The organism is Paenibacillus sp. EB106-06-01-XG199, from assembly GCF_058791575.1.
In genome coordinates this window covers 352,555-367,597 of the sequence record NZ_JBYTDQ010000003.1, presented here as the reverse complement: position 1 = coordinate 367,597, position 15,043 = coordinate 352,555, and the positions used below count along the sequence as shown (strand labels likewise).

Below are 15,043 nucleotides of genomic sequence, written 5' to 3'. Positions count from 1 at the left end.
TATTCTCCTTCATTACATATTAGTGTTTTTGCGCCAGCTCTTGCAGAGTAGATTGCGTCTGCTTTCTTTATTCCCCGGTTGGAAAACCGAAGAATCCGGCAGCGTTGTTATACGCGATATTCTCCACCAGTTGACCCAGCAGCATTTCGTCATCCGGCGCTTCACCGCGCTCGGCCAGTTCACCGATCAGCCCGCACAGCACACGGCGGAAATATTCGTGGCGGGTGTAGGAGAGGAAGCTGCGGGAATCTGTCAGCATGCCGACAAAATTGCCCAGCAGGCTGTTGTCCGCAAGCAGTGTCAGCTGCTCGCGCATTCCGCTGCGGGTGTCGTTGTACCACCAGCCGGAACCAAGCTGGAGTTTGCCCGGCGTGTCCTTTTGATAGCAGCCCATCAAGGCCAGCAGGGCGGGATAATCGCCCGGATTCAGTGAATAAAGAATCGTCTTCGGCAGGCCGGTCCCGCATTCTGCGCGGTCGAGCAGCTTAGACAACGCTTCGGTCAGCGGCAGGTCATTCAGGCCGTCATAACCGGTATCCGGTCCCAGCTTCCGGAACATTGGTGTATTATTGTTGCGGAAGGCGTGCAGATGCAGCTGCATCGTCCAGCCTTTATCGTGATAGAACCCGATTAAAGCCGACAGCAGCTCCGTGCGGTAGAGTGTGATTTCGTCCGGAGAGAGGATTCCGCCCTCCAGCCGCTTGGCGAAGATGGCTTCGGCATCAGCAGGCTCACCTGCACGGTAGCGCAACACATCCAGTGCATGGTCGGACAGGCGGCAGCCGTTCTCATGGAAGAATTCTACCCGGTTGCTCAGTGCGTCCAGCAGCGAAGCATACGACACCACGCTTAAGCCGGATGCTTCTTCCAGCCGCTTGATCCAGACCGGGAATCCTTCCGCGTCAATGTTCAGCGCCTTGTCAGGACGGAAGGTAGGGAATACCTTGAAGGCCGTCTCCGAATCTTTTAACAGCCGGTGGTACTCCAGCGTATCAGCCGGATCATCGGTAGTGCAGATGGTCTTGACTCTGGAGCTGCGGATCAGTCCACGGCGCGAGAAGGCCGGTTCCGCAAGCTTGCGGTTGACTTCCTCCCAGATGGCCGGGGCAGACGTTTCGTTTAGCAATTCATGGATACCGAAAAAACGGCGCAGCTCCAGGTGAGTCCAGCTGTACAGCGGATTGCCTACGGCTTGCGGTACGGTCCGGGCCCAGGCCAGAAACTTGTCATAATCCGAGGCATCTCCGGTAATATGCGATTCCGGAACCCCGTTGGCACGCATCAGCCGCCATTTGTAATGATCTCCGTAGAGCCAGGCCTCGGTCAGGTTGCTGAATGCACGGTCTTCATAAATTTCTTTTGGATCGAGATGGCAGTGGTAATCAATAATGGGCATAGCTTTGGCATGTTGATGGAACAGAAGCCGTGCGGTATCGGTTGTTAATAGAAAATCATCGTTTAAAAACATAATGACGCTCCCTTTGCATGGATTTGGAATGGAAATAGGGTATTATAGCGTGACTCCAGTTTTGAAAATAGCCAGCTCGCGCACTTCGTTTTGCTCATTCCGTGTTTTTTGGCCGCTGGCAACATCGATAATATAGCCGATAAACTCCTCAAGCACATCGGCCATCGGAACCTCCAGCAGCGGACCAGCGTTGAAATCCATCCAATGGCCTTTTTTGGCGAAAAGCTCATTGTTGGTTGCCACCTTAACCGTAGGCACAAAGCTTCCGAACGGGGTTCCTCTGCCTGTTGTGAACAATACCAGCTGGCAGTCCGATGCGGCCAGCGCAGATGCGGCCACCAGATCGTTGCCCGGCGCCTGCAGGAGGCTGAGCCCTTTTTTGCGCAGCTTTACACCGTATTGCAGCACATCCACCACAGGGGACGTTCCTGCCTTCTGGGTACAGCCCAGCGATTTGTCTTCCAACGTGCTGATGCCTCCGGCTTTATTGCCGGGAGAAGGGTTCTCATAGACCGGTTCCCCGTAAGAGAGGAAGTATTGCTTGAAGTTATTGATCAGGGATACGATATCTTCATAGACCTCACGGCTTTCCGCACGGGCCATCAGCATTTTCTCTGCTCCGAACATTTCAGGCACTTCGGTCAATACCGAGGTTCCGCCCTGGGAGATAATGAAATCGGAAAAAGCGCCCAGCAGCGGGTTGGCGGTAATGCCCGAGAATCCGTCAGAGCCGCCGCATTTCAGCCCGATGTTCAGCTCGCTGAGCGGAACCGTCTCACGGGCATCATCCTTAGCTGCTTCATACAACTCCTCCAGCAGCGTGAGACCTGCTTCCACTTCATTACCCACCTCCTGGGCGACGAGGAATTTGACCCGCTTCTCGTCATAATCACCCAGCATGCTGCGGAACTCGGAGACGATGTTGTTCTCGCAGCCGAGTCCGAAGACGAGCACACCCCCGGCGTTGGGATGATTCACGGCATCCAGCAGAATGCTGCGGGTCATCCGGTGGTCATCGCCAAGCTGGGAGCAGCCGTAAGGATGCTTAAGCACGGTAAAGTTGTCGAAGGTGCCCATATCCGGATGTTCAGCCTTGAACTCCTGCAGCATTTGCTCAGCGATGCCGTTCACACAGCCTACTGTGGGAATAATAAACAGATCGTTGCGGGTACCAACCTTGCCGTTTGTCCGGCGGTAGCCCTGAAAGGTCAAATCACGGGAAGGGTAAGTGACCGGATGAAGATCGGGCACGTATTCATATTCTTCTTCACCTGCCAGATTGGTCTTGATGTTATGCGTGTGAATCCATTCTCCCGCTTGAATCGTAGCAATCGCGTGGCCGATAGGATAACCATATTTCGTAATAACGTCATCCGCCGCAAAGCTGGTCAACGCCATTTTATGACCCTGCGGGATGTCCTGGACTGCCTTAAGAGTCATTCCTTCAAAAACAAGCTCTTCTCCGGCGGAAATGGGGCGCAGCGCCACAGCTACCGTATCCCGGGGATTCATTTTCATTAGACGCTTCATGCTGTCCCTCCTAAAAGTATGGTGATTTCATTAACTTTCTTGATCAGCTTCTTCTAAAGCTTGCTTTGGAACCTTTAGAAGAAGCTGTGATTATTAGTCCGCCTATCGTTCATTTACCTGCCAAGGGTAGAAGTCTCAGCTTACAAACTGCTCCAGTGCAGCCCGGCTGTCCGAGCTTTCCAGCTTCTGCAGATGGGACACAAGCACCTCGGCCAGCCCCGGCACCTGCGACAAATCTTCGCCCCACAGGCTCTCGTCCTTCAATATCGCCTGAACGAAGTTGGCAGGATTGCTCCATGCTTCATCAAAAATGGCCAGCACCTCCGGACTGTCCTGACGCGCCACAAGGTCTCCGCGGTAGCTGAGCAGCAGGCCGGCAAAGGAGAGGGTAATCAGCTCCGGCAGCTTGCCGCGCTCCTGCTGGTACTTAAGCAGCACAGGGAGCAGCCGGGTTTTGAATTTGGAGATGCTGTTCAGGGAAATGGATGTAAGCTCATGACGGATAAAAGGGTTCTTGAACCGCTCCTGCACAGCGTCAGCATAAGGCAGAAGCTCCTCTTTCGGCAGATCCAGCATCGGGATCAGTTCTTCCTCTATCAGTTCCCGCACAAACCGGGAGAAGGTTTCGTCATTCATCACATCCTCAACCGTCTCAAGGCCGGCCATCATGCCCAGTGGCACCATCGCCGTATGAGGTCCATTCAGCAGATGAACCTTCCGTTCACGGTAAGGTGTCATGTCATCCGTTACCACGACATTCAGCCCGGCTTCCGCCAGCGGCAGCTTCTCTGCAAGCCATGCCGGACCTTCAATGACCCAGAATAGAAACGGTTCAGCAGTCACCATCAGGTTGTCGAGATAACCGAGTTCAGCCTCCAGCTCCGCGGCTTTATCGCGGGGATACCCTGGTACAATCCGGTCTACCAGACTGCAGCAGAACGTATTCTCCTGTTCCAGCCATTGCAGGAAGGTTTCACCCAGGTTCCATTCCGCAGCGTACTGCTGTACAATTTGCCGCAATTTCTCGCCGTTGCGGTCGATCAGCTCACAAGGGATGATGACGAAGCCTTTTTTACCGAGTTGAAAACGCCGGTGCAGAAGTGCTGTCAGCTTCGCCGGGAAACTCTTCGGCGGCGTACCGTCCGCGCGGTCACCCGGATGATAGGCAATCCCGGCTTCAGTGGTGTTGGAAGTGATGAATTCCAGCCCATCGTCCTCAGCCAGAGCGAGATAAGCTTCATAATCGGTATAGGGGTTAATCACCCGGCTGACACTGGAGATAATCTCGCGTGAATTCACCGGCTGCTGCTGCATGATTCCGTTTAGCAGTACAGTGTAGAGGTTATCCTGGGCGGCCATCAGCCCGCCAAGACCCTGCTCGATCGGCTGAACCAACACTGCACTTCCGTTAAACAGTCCTTGATTGTTCATTTGCTGCAGCTGCCAGTCTACGAAGGCGCGCATAAAGTTGCCTTCACCGAACTGAATCATCCGTTCGGGATGCAGGGGCAGATGGGGATGAGTGCTTCGGGATAAACGGTTTGTCGACATTGGTTTGATCTCCTTTGAGTTCAAATAGTTTTATGCACACGTTAACATTTTATTTTAAAAAAGAGAGGCTCTTTTTTAAACCATACCAGGGACCCGGTATTTGTTCTGCCGGAGCGCATTGGACCGGCAGGGCAGGGGCGGGCAGATCCTTCCACATCCCTAAATTTCTGTGACCGTGTCCCGTACGACCAGCGAAGTCTTAACGAACAGCTGCTGGGGTTTGGTCTCCGGCTGCTGCAGGAGCTGAATCAGCATCTTGGTGCCGAGCTCACTGATATCGGCAATAGGCTTGCGGACCGTAGTCAATGCCGGATTCGTGTAGCGGGCGAACATAATATCGTCGAAGCCGATGAGTGAAATCTGTTGCGGAATGCTGACCTTACGGGCATAGCAGGCATTCATGGCGCCGATAGCCATATCGTCATTGGAGCAAAAGACGGCCGTAGGCGGATCAGGCAACTCAAGCAGTGTTGTCATTGCGGCATATCCGCTTTCAATGCTGTAATCACCGGCTGCAAAATAACTTGAATTCAGCTGAAGCTGGCGGGCGATCAGGCTATCTATGAAGCCCTGTTTGCGTTCGGTTGAGGACTTGAAGCCGGGTTTGCCTTCAATAATTGCAAAACGCTGATGCCCTTGTGTTACGGCATAGTCGATCGCTTCCTTCACACCTTCGCGGTCATTGGCTACAACGTTCATAATGCCGGGATCCTCCAATTGGCGGTTCAGTACCACAAGCGGGATGCCCATTGTTTTGACATGGTAGATAAAAGCGTTATCCTCGTCGCTCTGGCTCATGACCAGAATACCGTCAAAGCGCTGCGGCTGAATGTTGGCGTAATTGTGAACGCCGTCAATTCCGTTTACAGTCAGGTTAAAGTTCTCATCCAGTACATGGCTGATCCCTTTAATGACGTCAACCAGAAAGCTGGACGATGTTCCCTGATCAATACTGGAGAAGAACAGCCCGATGGTAAAGGACCGTTTGGTAACCAGACTTTTGGCGCTGTAGTTCGGCACATAATTCATTTCCGCGGCGATTTTCTCGATCTTGTCCCGGGTTACTTTCTTGATTAGCGGGCTGCCGTTTAGTGCTCTGGAAACGGTGGTATGGGAAACGCCGGCAACTCGTGCAATATCTTTGATAGTAATCATAATATCTCTCCGGGAAATAGAATTGTTAACGATTCCAGTGTAGTTCCTGAACGGGATCAAGTCAAGCGATTTATGAAATGCACACGTTAAAATTTATACTGGCAGAACACGCTGCCGGGCGCTATAATTTATTTGCATGCGGACGGAAGAGGAGGAAAATGAAATGCTGGTGGGCAAAGAGGGCTTTTGCGATTTTCATTCGATCCAGGAGGCGGTGGATGCGCTTGAACGGCTGCCTTCAGGTAAAACGGAGACGTTGTATATTCTGGCTGGTATTTATGATGAGGCTGTGCGGATCTATCGTTCGGACCTGAGGATCAGGGGCATCGGACAAGTTGAGATTACCAACAACCGTTACGCAAGGCAGAAAGATGAGACTGGAGAGGAACAGGGCACCTTTGCCACTCCGACCTTGTTTCTGGGTGGGAGCAGGCTGGTGCTGGAAAACCTGACCCTATCCAACACGGCCGGGCAAGGCAGTGAAATCGGGCAAGCACTTGCAGTATATGCACATTGCGACGAAACGGTCTTCCGCAACTGTATCTTAAAGGGGCACCAGGATACCCTGTTTACCGGTCCGCTGCCTCCGGCGAACAAACAGGGGGGAGCTTTCAGAGGAATCCCCCTCAAAGAGCGGCATAACCATTACCGCCAGCTGTATACCCATTGCTACATAGAAGGTACGGTGGATTTTATTTTTGGCGGTGCGACTGCTTATTTCGAGCATTGCGAAATCCGCAGCCTGCGGCACTACAATGATGGTCCTGGCTACATTACGGCAGGCTCCACACCGCCGGGCCAGCCTTACGGCTACCTGTTCAAGGATTGTTATCTGACAGCTGACCCGAATGTGGATGAAGTGTATTTGGGCCGTCCCTGGCGCGGCTACGCCAAGACCGAGATGGTGAATTGCCGTATGGGCGGGCATATTCATCCAAGCGGTTGGAATAACTGGGAGGATCCGGCCAATGAAGAGACCGTCCGTTACCGCGAATATGGTTTGGCGAAGGGTGACCCTTTGAGAAAACAGCGTGTAAGCTGGGCTATTTTGCCGGACATGGGGGAAGCGGCGCCGGGCAAAGAGCAGGTTTTTGCCGGTACGGATTTTTGGAAAGTGTAATTCCCTGCCCGATTTTGAACATTTGTTTAAATGCAGGGATAACATAGCCCGCATCAAGGGCATAAAAAAGTGGACACCGTGTCAATTCAAGTGTCCGCTTTTTTGCGTTGGGGTCATCTTTAAATCCGGGTAGCTATTGTTTTATTAGAAAAAGCAGGGGAATTGCCCTGAAAGGGGAAATAAAAATAAAGCTTATGTGTGGTGCGTTAGGCCTTATTATGCTGAAACTTCGTAATATCCCTGTCATAGTGCGAGATGGAACCGTCGAATCTTTTTAAGCGTACATACTCTTCGGAGAATTTCTCAACAATCCCGAAGCCTACCTGGGAGTACATTCCATCGGGGTCAAGCTGCAGTGCGGACACAAAGGTCTGCGACAAGGCAGCAACAAAAAAATCGGCATTTTTAACAAGTGTTTGCGGCATATCCCGTTCCTCCGTTTATCAGCTCGAATTTTAATCGTTCCATAAAGTCATTTCAATCATTTTACGACAGGCTGTGACTTTTGAAAATAGGATTTAATTTGTAATATTTGCGAAAATAAAACTGTGGTTATACAGGGAGGCAGGTGGCTTTCTAGTGAGGCCTATGAGGAAATTCGCTTATAACCTACTTGTTGTGCTGATTCTGCTAGTTATTTTGACTCCTGAGGTATACGTGCAAGTCAACAAATTCATCTTTGCTCACAGGGTAAAGGCCTATCTGATCGAAGAGAAGGGGTATAGCGATGATGCGATATCTTCGGTAAAAGGAGTTTGGGGAATCAAAGCACCGCCTTTTTATGCCGTAGTGAGTTTTAGCGATGAGCCTGAAGTGGAGTATACTTATTTTGCCCATGATGAAGTAATGCAGTTCAGCCATGAGATCAGTCTTAAAGGCCGGAAGTCGGGAATCCGCGAGTCCAGTCTTAAGCATATTGAGCCCTATAATCCTTATTAAATACAATCTACAGAACAAGGTGGAACCCTCATGAATGACCTGACACAGCAAGCAAAAGAATGTTTTGCCCGTTATTTGGGCAGCTTTGTGCAAATGCACCGTGAAGGTGTGCTGGAGCAGTACAAGCAATATGAAATCCCAAGGGAAATGGAGCTGCAATGGTTGCAGGAGATGGTAACCGGTTATTTGCAGCAATTGTCTATCCGTGATTGGGAGGCGGTGTCCGCACTGGGTGCACTTTCCAGACAGTTCCAGGATCCTGTTATCGTAGAAAATACAGCTTCCTTCGCTGCCCGCAACCTGCTCAGCGCCGACAGCATCGTCCGGCTGATGTATGCCGAAAGTCTGGTGGGAATCCTCCGCTCGAACAAAGGGGTCATTCCCCGCGGGCTTTTGTTCAGCGCTTGCCGCACAACGGTTCAATTGCTTGAGTCTGTGATTGCAGAGCCGCTGGTCATAGATCCCGGACATGAACTGCAGCCGCTTGGACTTAAAGATAAGCGCGGGCTGAACAGCAGAGCGAAAAAAAGCATAGAAGAGATAGAAGTGCTGATCAATTAAAGCAAGCAACGGTATTTGATCTAAATTACCGTGCTTTTGGAAACCGCAAGGATGAATCGAGGCTGATTGAAAGAATAAGAGAGTCGGCAGACTTCATTCCTGAGCTTTCCATTGTGGCTGTGGAGAATGAGATGGTCATCGGCCATCCCTCCCATTATCCCAAATTCGGCTTTACACCAGCACCCTTAAATGAATATGACATAAGGTTGTCTGGTTCGTTATGCTACGCTTTCCTGACAGAGAGTCGGAATGAAACAGCAGGAGGAGACTAACGTATGGCTGAACCATTAAAAGTAATGTACAACGAGGAATTTCTGCGCGGCTTCGGCGGAAAGATTAAAGCCGTATACGGGCTGTTCGATCTGGAAGGCTTCGTCCAGTCGGCGATGAAGGCGCCTTGGGAGGAACTGGAGCTTAAGGGACGGATGCGGCGCATTACAGAGACGCTTGGGGCTTTTTTGCCCCCGGGATATGAGGACGCCTTGGATATTCTGTATGCAATAGATGCTCAATGTGTAGGGTTTCCCTACCTGATCTTCCCCGACTTTGTCGAGGTGTACGGGCAGGCGGAGGAACACTGGGAACGGTCGATGGCGGCACTGGAGCGATTCACAAGAGGATCGTCGGCGGAATTTTCCGTTCGTCCCTTCCTGCTGCGCGATCCGCAGCGGATGATGGCGCAGATGCTGCGCTGGTCCGGCCATTCCAGCGAGCATGTGCGGCGGCTGGCCAGTGAGGGTAGCCGGCCCCGTCTGCCGTGGGGGCAGGCGCTGCCGATGTTCAAGCGTGATCCGGCTCCGGTGCTGCCGGTGCTGGAACGGCTGAAGGCTGACCCGTCGCTGTATGTGCGCAAGAGTGTGGCCAATAATTTGAACGATATCGCGAAGGATCATCCTGATGTTGTCATCGGGATTGCCCAACGCTGGAAAGGTGAGAATGAGTACACGGACTGGATTGTGCGGCATGCCTGCCGTTCGCTGATCCGCAAGGCGGTCCCGGAAATTATGGAGCTGTTTGGATATGCGGCTGAAGCGGAGGACACACCGCTTGTTGCCGATGCCTCGCTTTCTGTCGATCCGGCTATCGTGCAGATTGGGGGAAGCTGCGAACTGCAGTACAGCCTTGATATTGCTCAAGGCGGCCCTGTGCGAATCCGGATTGAATATGGAATTGATTTTGTGAAAGCCGGAGGAAAGACATCACGCAAATTATTTCTCCTGTCTGATAAAACAGTGCCCGGCGGCAGTACTTTAAAGGCCACACGGACACACCGCTGGGGTGATTTGACGACCCGGCGCCATTATCCGGGAGAACACCGGATAACGCTGCTGGTGAACGGACGCGAAGCTGCTACAGCCATGCTGCAACTGGAGAAGCAGGAGAAGGGGGATATCAGGCTGTGATTATCAACAACTTATTAATCAAGCTGAACGACAGCAGTCCGGGCAGTATAGCCAAGACAAGAGAGGTATTGCTTGGTATGCGCGAGAGAATAGAGTATATCCGCGATCTGAAAGTAGAGATTGAGGTCCGAAGCGGCTCATATGATCTTATGCTAATCGTTCAGTATGCATCAATGGCGGACATGGAGGCTTATCTGGTGCATCCTTATCATCTTGAGGTGTCCGGTTACATTGCGGGCGTACTGAAATCGTCAGCCTCCCTCTGCTATGAATCGTGAGTTACTGGTAAGAGAGGAGTGACTACTATATAGATTGAACTTAAGAATTACATGTAGGGAAAAGTGGCGGAGGGCAATTTTGGAACTGGAGGAGCGGTAGCGGCCGGAAGTCCAAACATTCTCTGTAGTCACGGCCAATCCAAATTAGAAGAATTATTGATTCAATTTTTATAGGGGGGAATAAAGTGAATGTTTGAATTTCCTGTATTGGAGACGGACAGGCTTAGATTAAGAGAAATTACAGCAGAGGATGCCGAGGGGATCTTTGCCTGCTTTTCCAGCAGCGAGGTCATGCGCTACTACGGGCAGGGGCCGCTTACGACACTTGCACAGGCGGGAGAATATGTTGATTTCTTCGCAGACAGCTTCCGGGACAAGCGAGGTATCCGGTGGGGCATTGAGCTTAAGGGCAGCAAAGGGCTTATCGGGACTATCGGGTTTAACGCCTGGTCACCAAAGCACCAACGGGCCGAAATTGGCTATGAGCTCAATCCCGATTTTTGGCGCAAAGGTTATGCTGGGGAAGCGGTGTCCAGGGTTCTAGTTTATGGCTTCGAAAGAATGGAGCTGACCCGGATCGGCGCTGTAGTATTCACTGGAAATGAAGCCTCTAAAGCGTTGCTGGTTAAACAGGGGTTTCAGCAAGAGGGGCTATTAAGAAACTATATGGTCCAGGATGGCAAGCCGCATGACACAAATGTATATTCCATCGTAAAATGAGCAAGTGTTCTCTGAGTACAGCAATTTCAAAGATACGATCCCACGCGGATGGTATCTTTTTCTAGTTTTCGGCAGCCTATCTGCAACATATTGGAGTGTTATCATCGTTTAGAAAGAAATGGAGCAAGCGCGGGAAACCGCCAAAGGAGGAAATGAAGATGTCTAAGCTGCTGGCCTGTCTGCCGCTGCTGCTGATTCTGCTGCTAGCAGGGTGTGAAAGCACGGATGGAGGAAACGGAAGCACTATACAGTCTGCAGCTCCACTGCAGAGGCCTGACCACCTTATGCCTGAAGTGATGCCGGAGGATTTTGCCTTCTCTGTCCGTTTCGGAATTACCGGGAAGAATGAAATCAATACCTTTGAAGGTACCGTAACCAAGGATTTGGTGACCCAAGGTGAGGCAACTGCGGAGCTGACGTTTACCGAGAGCGAAATGGCAGACATCTATACCCGCCTGCGGGATATTGATGTAATGGGTGAGCTGAAGCTGGAACCGGCGAGGCAAAACTGCAACCAGACACCCTATGATGAAGAGCATTGGCAGATAAGGCTGAATGGAGAAGAGCAAACACTGGAATGGTCCGAGGAAAAATGCGAGGTCACCGAAGATGCCAAAAAGCTGAAGGAAATAAGAAGCTATATCTTTGAACTCGTCAAGACAAAAGCGGAATATCTGGAGCTGCCTGAAGCGGTGGGCGGATATGACTGAGTGAGCGAAGGGGCGTCCATCTAAGTGATCGCGTTAATCCTGCTCAAAAAACGAGAGTTGTCGTTTGAACATTGAATCGTCATCCTCCTTAGAACTTCTGCATAATAACTCTGCTCTGCCCTGACTTGAACGCAATCCGCTGTCCTTAAACATTAACGCTCCGGCAGTGTCACCTGCAGTTACTGGTTAACCCTCAGTTCACGCCCGGCCATTCCCAGGACATGAACTCCGCAGTCCGCCAGAGAGAGTATTCAGCAAGGCTGCGGATATCGAGATTGCCGGCAATCAAGTCCTTCGGTTTATTTCTTCACTTCTGTGACGCCGGATACAATGCCCTGATCTGATGAGTCGAAGGTGGATTGATATTGAGCATTCGCGAAATAGACGTTGCCATTGATGGTGGCATTCACAACGCTGAAGCCGTCCGCCTCCACATAAACGTCCCCGACAAAAGTACCGCCCTGAATCCGGGCATTTTCACTCCTAATGGTGATTTTGGGAGCAGTCAGTATGAACGAGTTAGTGATATTGTGCTCCGCATCCTGAGTATAGAGGGCGATTTTGCGAGCCGGTTCTTCCTTGTTGATGAACTGGCCGTCCACAACGAGATCTTCGGTGAACGTAAGGTCATTTAAGGTTGCGGCAATCCAGGTGCCGTCTTTACTGATCGCTTTTTTGAAATCCTCTCCATTGTTAACTACGGATGCTGAGGTAACAGCGTCAGTGGTTTCCGTTACATTGGTATTGCCGTTTGCTGACGTATCTGGATTTGCCGCATTATTGTTGCTCGAGTTACCGCATCCTACGAGTAGGGTAAAAGCGAATACTGCGGCCAGGCCTGCACTCTTTCTCATCTAAAGAACCTCCTTAGGGTAGGTGTGACTTTGTGATATGTTCTTTCAAAATTAATGTAGAATGATTAGTGCTGAAATATTGCGGTGGAATTCACATTTCCTTCATTATATTTACCGATCGTTCTATAAATGGTAAAATCGATCCAGAGAGGAGCATGATGATGGCAAGAAGCAAAGAGTTCGATATCGATAATGTACTCGGTAAAGCGATGAATGTTTTTTGGCAGCAGGGCTATGAAAAAACCTCTATGCAGGACCTGGTGACCGGAATGGGAATTCATAAGCGCAGCATGTATGATACTTTTGGCGACAAGCATACTTTATATATGAAAGCTGTAGACCGGTATGTGCAGAATACCTCAGCCAAGATGGAAGAACAAATGAAGGAAGCGGCCTCAGCAAAAGAGGCAATTCGTCAACTGTTTGAACTGATTCTCCAGATGGCAGAAATCGACCCGAAGGGCTGCCTGCTTGTGAACACTGCGGTTGAGCTGTCCTATCATGATCCCGAGGCAGCAGCCAGCGTGAACGAAGCGTTCTTGGATACAGAACAGCTTATTGAAAGATTGCTGCTGGAGGGCCAGGCAAGCGGAGAAATTTCCAGACGCCGTCCGGCGGCGGATCTGGCGGCATATCTGCACAACGCCCTGGTGGGACTGAGGGTAATGGTCAAAACAACCAGGGATGTAGATAAACTACAAGGGATTATAGATACTACGCTTGTGGTGCTCGATTAAACTTCTCGTATAGTATGAGCTAGTGTCTGTCCAAATATCCGCAGATTTTTGAGCGGCAACAGGCTCTGATTATAATTTGACTTCAATATGGCCGCAGTTTGGATTACAATATTCTTCTGATGAATTTTTACGCGAAGGAAGGTCTGTTCCATGGCTAAGCAGAAATTTTATGTAGTATGGGAAGGCAAACAGCCGGGAGTGTACGGTACTTGGGCAGAATGTCAGGCCCAGACGGATCATTACACCGGAGCTAAATACAAGTCCTATGAATCCAGAGCTGCCGCAGACGCAGCGTACAAGGCTGGCTGGAAGGGGAATTGGGGAACGGGGGCATCCTCATCCGCTTCCGGTGGCTCAAAGGGGAAACCGGCTGCCTCACGGGGACGGAGCGCTAGTGTAGAAACCTCGGCAGAGATTGATTATGACAGCATATCCGTTGATGTCGGCACACGGGGCAATCCGGGACCGGTAGAATACAAGGGTGTGGACACTCAGACAGGCGACATTATATTCAGCTGCGGACCCATTAAGAAAGGCACTAATAATCTGGGTGAATTTCTGGCAATTGTTCATGCGCTGGCCCTGCTGAAGAAGGAGGGCAGCAACAGGACGGTTTACAGTGATTCCCTGAACGCGATGAAATGGGTCAAGCAGAAAAAGGTGGCCACGACTCTGCCTAGAGATGCCTCTACGGAGGAGATTTGGATACTGATTGACCGCGCCGAGCGGTGGCTGCAGAGCAATACATATGACAACAAGCTGCTGAAATGGCAGACCAAAGAGTGGGGCGAGATCAAAGCGGATTACGGGCGGAAATAGCCCTGGCAACCCAGCCTTATATTATGTGTATTAACAGGTAATGAATAATGATTACGTGAAAGATCGGAAGGAGAACGGGGATGTTCGGCAACGATTGGGATGAGGTATTGCAGGAGGAAACAATAGAGTCCTATTTTCAGGAACTGCGCTACACGCTTGCGAGTGAATATAAACAACATACAGTTTATCCGCCTAAAGAGCTGTTGTTCTCGGCGCTCAAGCTGACGCCATACAGCAAGACCCGGGTGGTTATTCTGGGACAGGACCCTTATCATGGTGCGGGACAAGCTCACGGGTTAAGCTTCTCAGTGAAGCCCGGGGTGCGTATTCCGCCTTCACTGCGCAATATTTATGCGGAGCTCCATACGGATACCGGGCTGCCGGTTCCGAACCACGGCTCACTGCTGCACTGGGCCGAAGAGGGTGTCCTCATGCTGAACGCAGTGCTGACTGTGCGCGAAGGCCAGCCCAATTCACATAAGGGACTAGGCTGGGAGACATTTACTGACGCCATCATGGAGAAGCTAAATGAACGGACGGAGCCGATGGTATTTATTCTGTGGGGAAGCCATGCTCAGCAAAAAGGGGCTTATATCGACCGGGACCGGCATATGGTGATTCAGTCACCGCATCCGAGTCCGTTCTCGGCACATCGTGGCTTTCTGGGCAGCCGCCCCTTCTCCAGAGCCAATCAGTATCTGGAGTCACATGGCCTTAAAGGAATAGATTGGTCCATACCGAATGTATAGGTAGCACGGACACAGCGAAGGGGGTGGAGCAATGAAGCATTGGGTTGGCAGACCGGTCATTATGTATTGCGGGGAAGAGCCTTACACCATCATGAAGGGCGTTCTGCGCAAATGGGATCCAGCCGCTTCGGTGGCCGTGATCGGCCATCAGGAAATTGCTGTACCTTTTCGTGACATTGTGTTCATTAAGGCTCTGGCTCCCAAAGAGAGAGCTTTGCCCCCGGTTCTTCATTCCGTCGGATATGTCATGAGAGAGCGCCAGCAGTTCGATAACGCAGTATATTTTAAATCAGCAGTAACCGTGTGGAAAGGTGATCAGCTGATTGCTTTTAATACAACCATAGCTTCACATACCAAAGGTTCGGTTACCCTGGTGGACGGGCAGAATCTGATGAAAGGTACACACATCTTTGTCGTCCGCTCCCTGCGTGGCTGAGGAATTAAAACAA

The 15,043-nt window shown here is 51.0% G+C and carries 17 protein-coding genes; 11 read left to right on the top strand and 6 right to left on the bottom strand.

Annotated features, from left to right (window positions below):
- Nucleotides 1–67 precede the first annotated feature (67 nt).
- The 4 genes from uxaC to AC3WT9_RS12510 all read right to left on the bottom strand — a co-directional run bounded on the left by uxaC (nucleotide 68) and on the right by AC3WT9_RS12510 (nucleotide 5,704).
- Entirely contained in the window at nucleotides 68–1,468 is a 1,401-nt protein-coding gene (gene uxaC / locus AC3WT9_RS12525; protein WP_341379245.1) for a glucuronate isomerase, read from the bottom strand.
- Nucleotides 1,469–1,510: 42 nt separating this feature from the next.
- On the bottom strand, nucleotides 1,511–2,998 hold the full coding sequence (locus AC3WT9_RS12520; protein WP_341379244.1) for a UxaA family hydrolase: 1,488 nt from the start codon (nucleotides 2,996–2,998) through the stop codon (nucleotides 1,511–1,513).
- 135 nt (nucleotides 2,999–3,133) lie between these two features.
- Nucleotides 3,134–4,549 carry a tagaturonate reductase gene (locus AC3WT9_RS12515; RefSeq protein WP_341379243.1) on the bottom strand — a complete coding sequence of 472 codons (1,416 nt, stop codon included), beginning with the start codon at nucleotides 4,547–4,549 and terminating at the stop codon, nucleotides 3,134–3,136.
- Between the two features lie 159 nt (nucleotides 4,550–4,708).
- Nucleotides 4,709–5,704: a LacI family DNA-binding transcriptional regulator gene (locus tag AC3WT9_RS12510; RefSeq protein ID WP_341094893.1), complete on the bottom strand. Its 996-nt coding sequence runs from the start codon at nucleotides 5,702–5,704 to the stop codon at nucleotides 4,709–4,711.
- 163 nt (nucleotides 5,705–5,867) lie between these two features.
- Here AC3WT9_RS12510 and AC3WT9_RS12505 point away from each other — a divergent pair, with 163 nt between their 5' ends.
- Complete coding sequence (locus tag AC3WT9_RS12505) at nucleotides 5,868–6,824, top strand: pectinesterase family protein (RefSeq protein ID WP_341379242.1); 957 nt, start codon at nucleotides 5,868–5,870, stop codon at nucleotides 6,822–6,824.
- A gap of 206 nt (nucleotides 6,825–7,030) precedes the next feature.
- On the opposite strand, the gene AC3WT9_RS12500 is transcribed toward AC3WT9_RS12505, so the two are convergent.
- Entirely contained in the window at nucleotides 7,031–7,249 is a 219-nt protein-coding gene (locus AC3WT9_RS12500; protein ID WP_038595062.1) for a hypothetical protein, read from the bottom strand.
- A gap of 163 nt (nucleotides 7,250–7,412) precedes the next feature.
- Here AC3WT9_RS12500 and AC3WT9_RS12495 point away from each other — a divergent pair, with 163 nt between their 5' ends.
- The 6 genes from AC3WT9_RS12495 (at nucleotide 7,413) to AC3WT9_RS12470 (ending at nucleotide 11,435) form a co-directional block, all read left to right on the top strand.
- Complete coding sequence (locus tag AC3WT9_RS12495) at nucleotides 7,413–7,763, top strand: DUF3139 domain-containing protein (protein ID WP_341097736.1); 351 nt, start codon at nucleotides 7,413–7,415, stop codon at nucleotides 7,761–7,763.
- A 30-nt stretch (nucleotides 7,764–7,793) separates the two neighbouring features.
- Entirely contained in the window at nucleotides 7,794–8,324 is a 531-nt protein-coding gene (locus AC3WT9_RS12490) for a hypothetical protein (RefSeq protein WP_341094888.1), read from the top strand.
- Between the two features lie 275 nt (nucleotides 8,325–8,599).
- Entirely contained in the window at nucleotides 8,600–9,727 is a 1,128-nt protein-coding gene (locus AC3WT9_RS12485; RefSeq protein WP_341379239.1) for a DNA alkylation repair protein, read from the top strand.
- Nucleotides 9,724–10,005 carry a Dabb family protein gene (locus AC3WT9_RS12480; protein ID WP_341094886.1) on the top strand — a complete coding sequence of 94 codons (282 nt, stop codon included), beginning with the start codon at nucleotides 9,724–9,726 and terminating at the stop codon, nucleotides 10,003–10,005. Before AC3WT9_RS12485 ends, AC3WT9_RS12480 begins: the two co-directional genes overlap by 4 nt.
- Before the next feature lie 189 nt (nucleotides 10,006–10,194).
- A complete protein-coding gene (locus AC3WT9_RS12475) occupies nucleotides 10,195–10,725 on the top strand; it encodes a GNAT family N-acetyltransferase (protein WP_341379238.1) in 531 nt (176 codons plus the stop codon).
- A gap of 158 nt (nucleotides 10,726–10,883) precedes the next feature.
- Entirely contained in the window at nucleotides 10,884–11,435 is a 552-nt protein-coding gene (locus AC3WT9_RS12470; protein ID WP_341379236.1) for a hypothetical protein, read from the top strand.
- Between the two features lie 299 nt (nucleotides 11,436–11,734).
- On the opposite strand, the gene AC3WT9_RS12465 is transcribed toward AC3WT9_RS12470, so the two are convergent.
- Nucleotides 11,735–12,289 (bottom strand): hypothetical protein, encoded by a 555-nt coding sequence (locus tag AC3WT9_RS12465; protein WP_341094881.1) that lies wholly within the window; start codon nucleotides 12,287–12,289, stop codon nucleotides 11,735–11,737.
- Nucleotides 12,290–12,450: 161 nt separating this feature from the next.
- Here AC3WT9_RS12465 and AC3WT9_RS12460 point away from each other — a divergent pair, with 161 nt between their 5' ends.
- From AC3WT9_RS12460 to AC3WT9_RS12445, 4 genes are all read left to right on the top strand, one after another.
- Nucleotides 12,451–13,026, top strand: a complete 576-nt coding sequence (locus AC3WT9_RS12460) for a TetR/AcrR family transcriptional regulator (protein ID WP_341094879.1) — start codon at nucleotides 12,451–12,453, stop codon at nucleotides 13,024–13,026.
- Between the two features lie 150 nt (nucleotides 13,027–13,176).
- Complete coding sequence (gene rnhA, locus AC3WT9_RS12455; RefSeq protein ID WP_341094877.1) at nucleotides 13,177–13,845, top strand: ribonuclease H; 669 nt, start codon at nucleotides 13,177–13,179, stop codon at nucleotides 13,843–13,845.
- 80 nt (nucleotides 13,846–13,925) lie between these two features.
- Nucleotides 13,926–14,594 carry a uracil-DNA glycosylase gene (gene ung / locus AC3WT9_RS12450; protein WP_341094875.1) on the top strand — a complete coding sequence of 223 codons (669 nt, stop codon included), beginning with the start codon at nucleotides 13,926–13,928 and terminating at the stop codon, nucleotides 14,592–14,594.
- Nucleotides 14,595–14,625: 31 nt separating this feature from the next.
- On the top strand, nucleotides 14,626–15,030 hold the full coding sequence (locus AC3WT9_RS12445; protein ID WP_038595039.1) for a hypothetical protein: 405 nt from the start codon (nucleotides 14,626–14,628) through the stop codon (nucleotides 15,028–15,030).
- The last annotated feature ends 13 nt before the right edge of the window (nucleotides 15,031–15,043 follow it).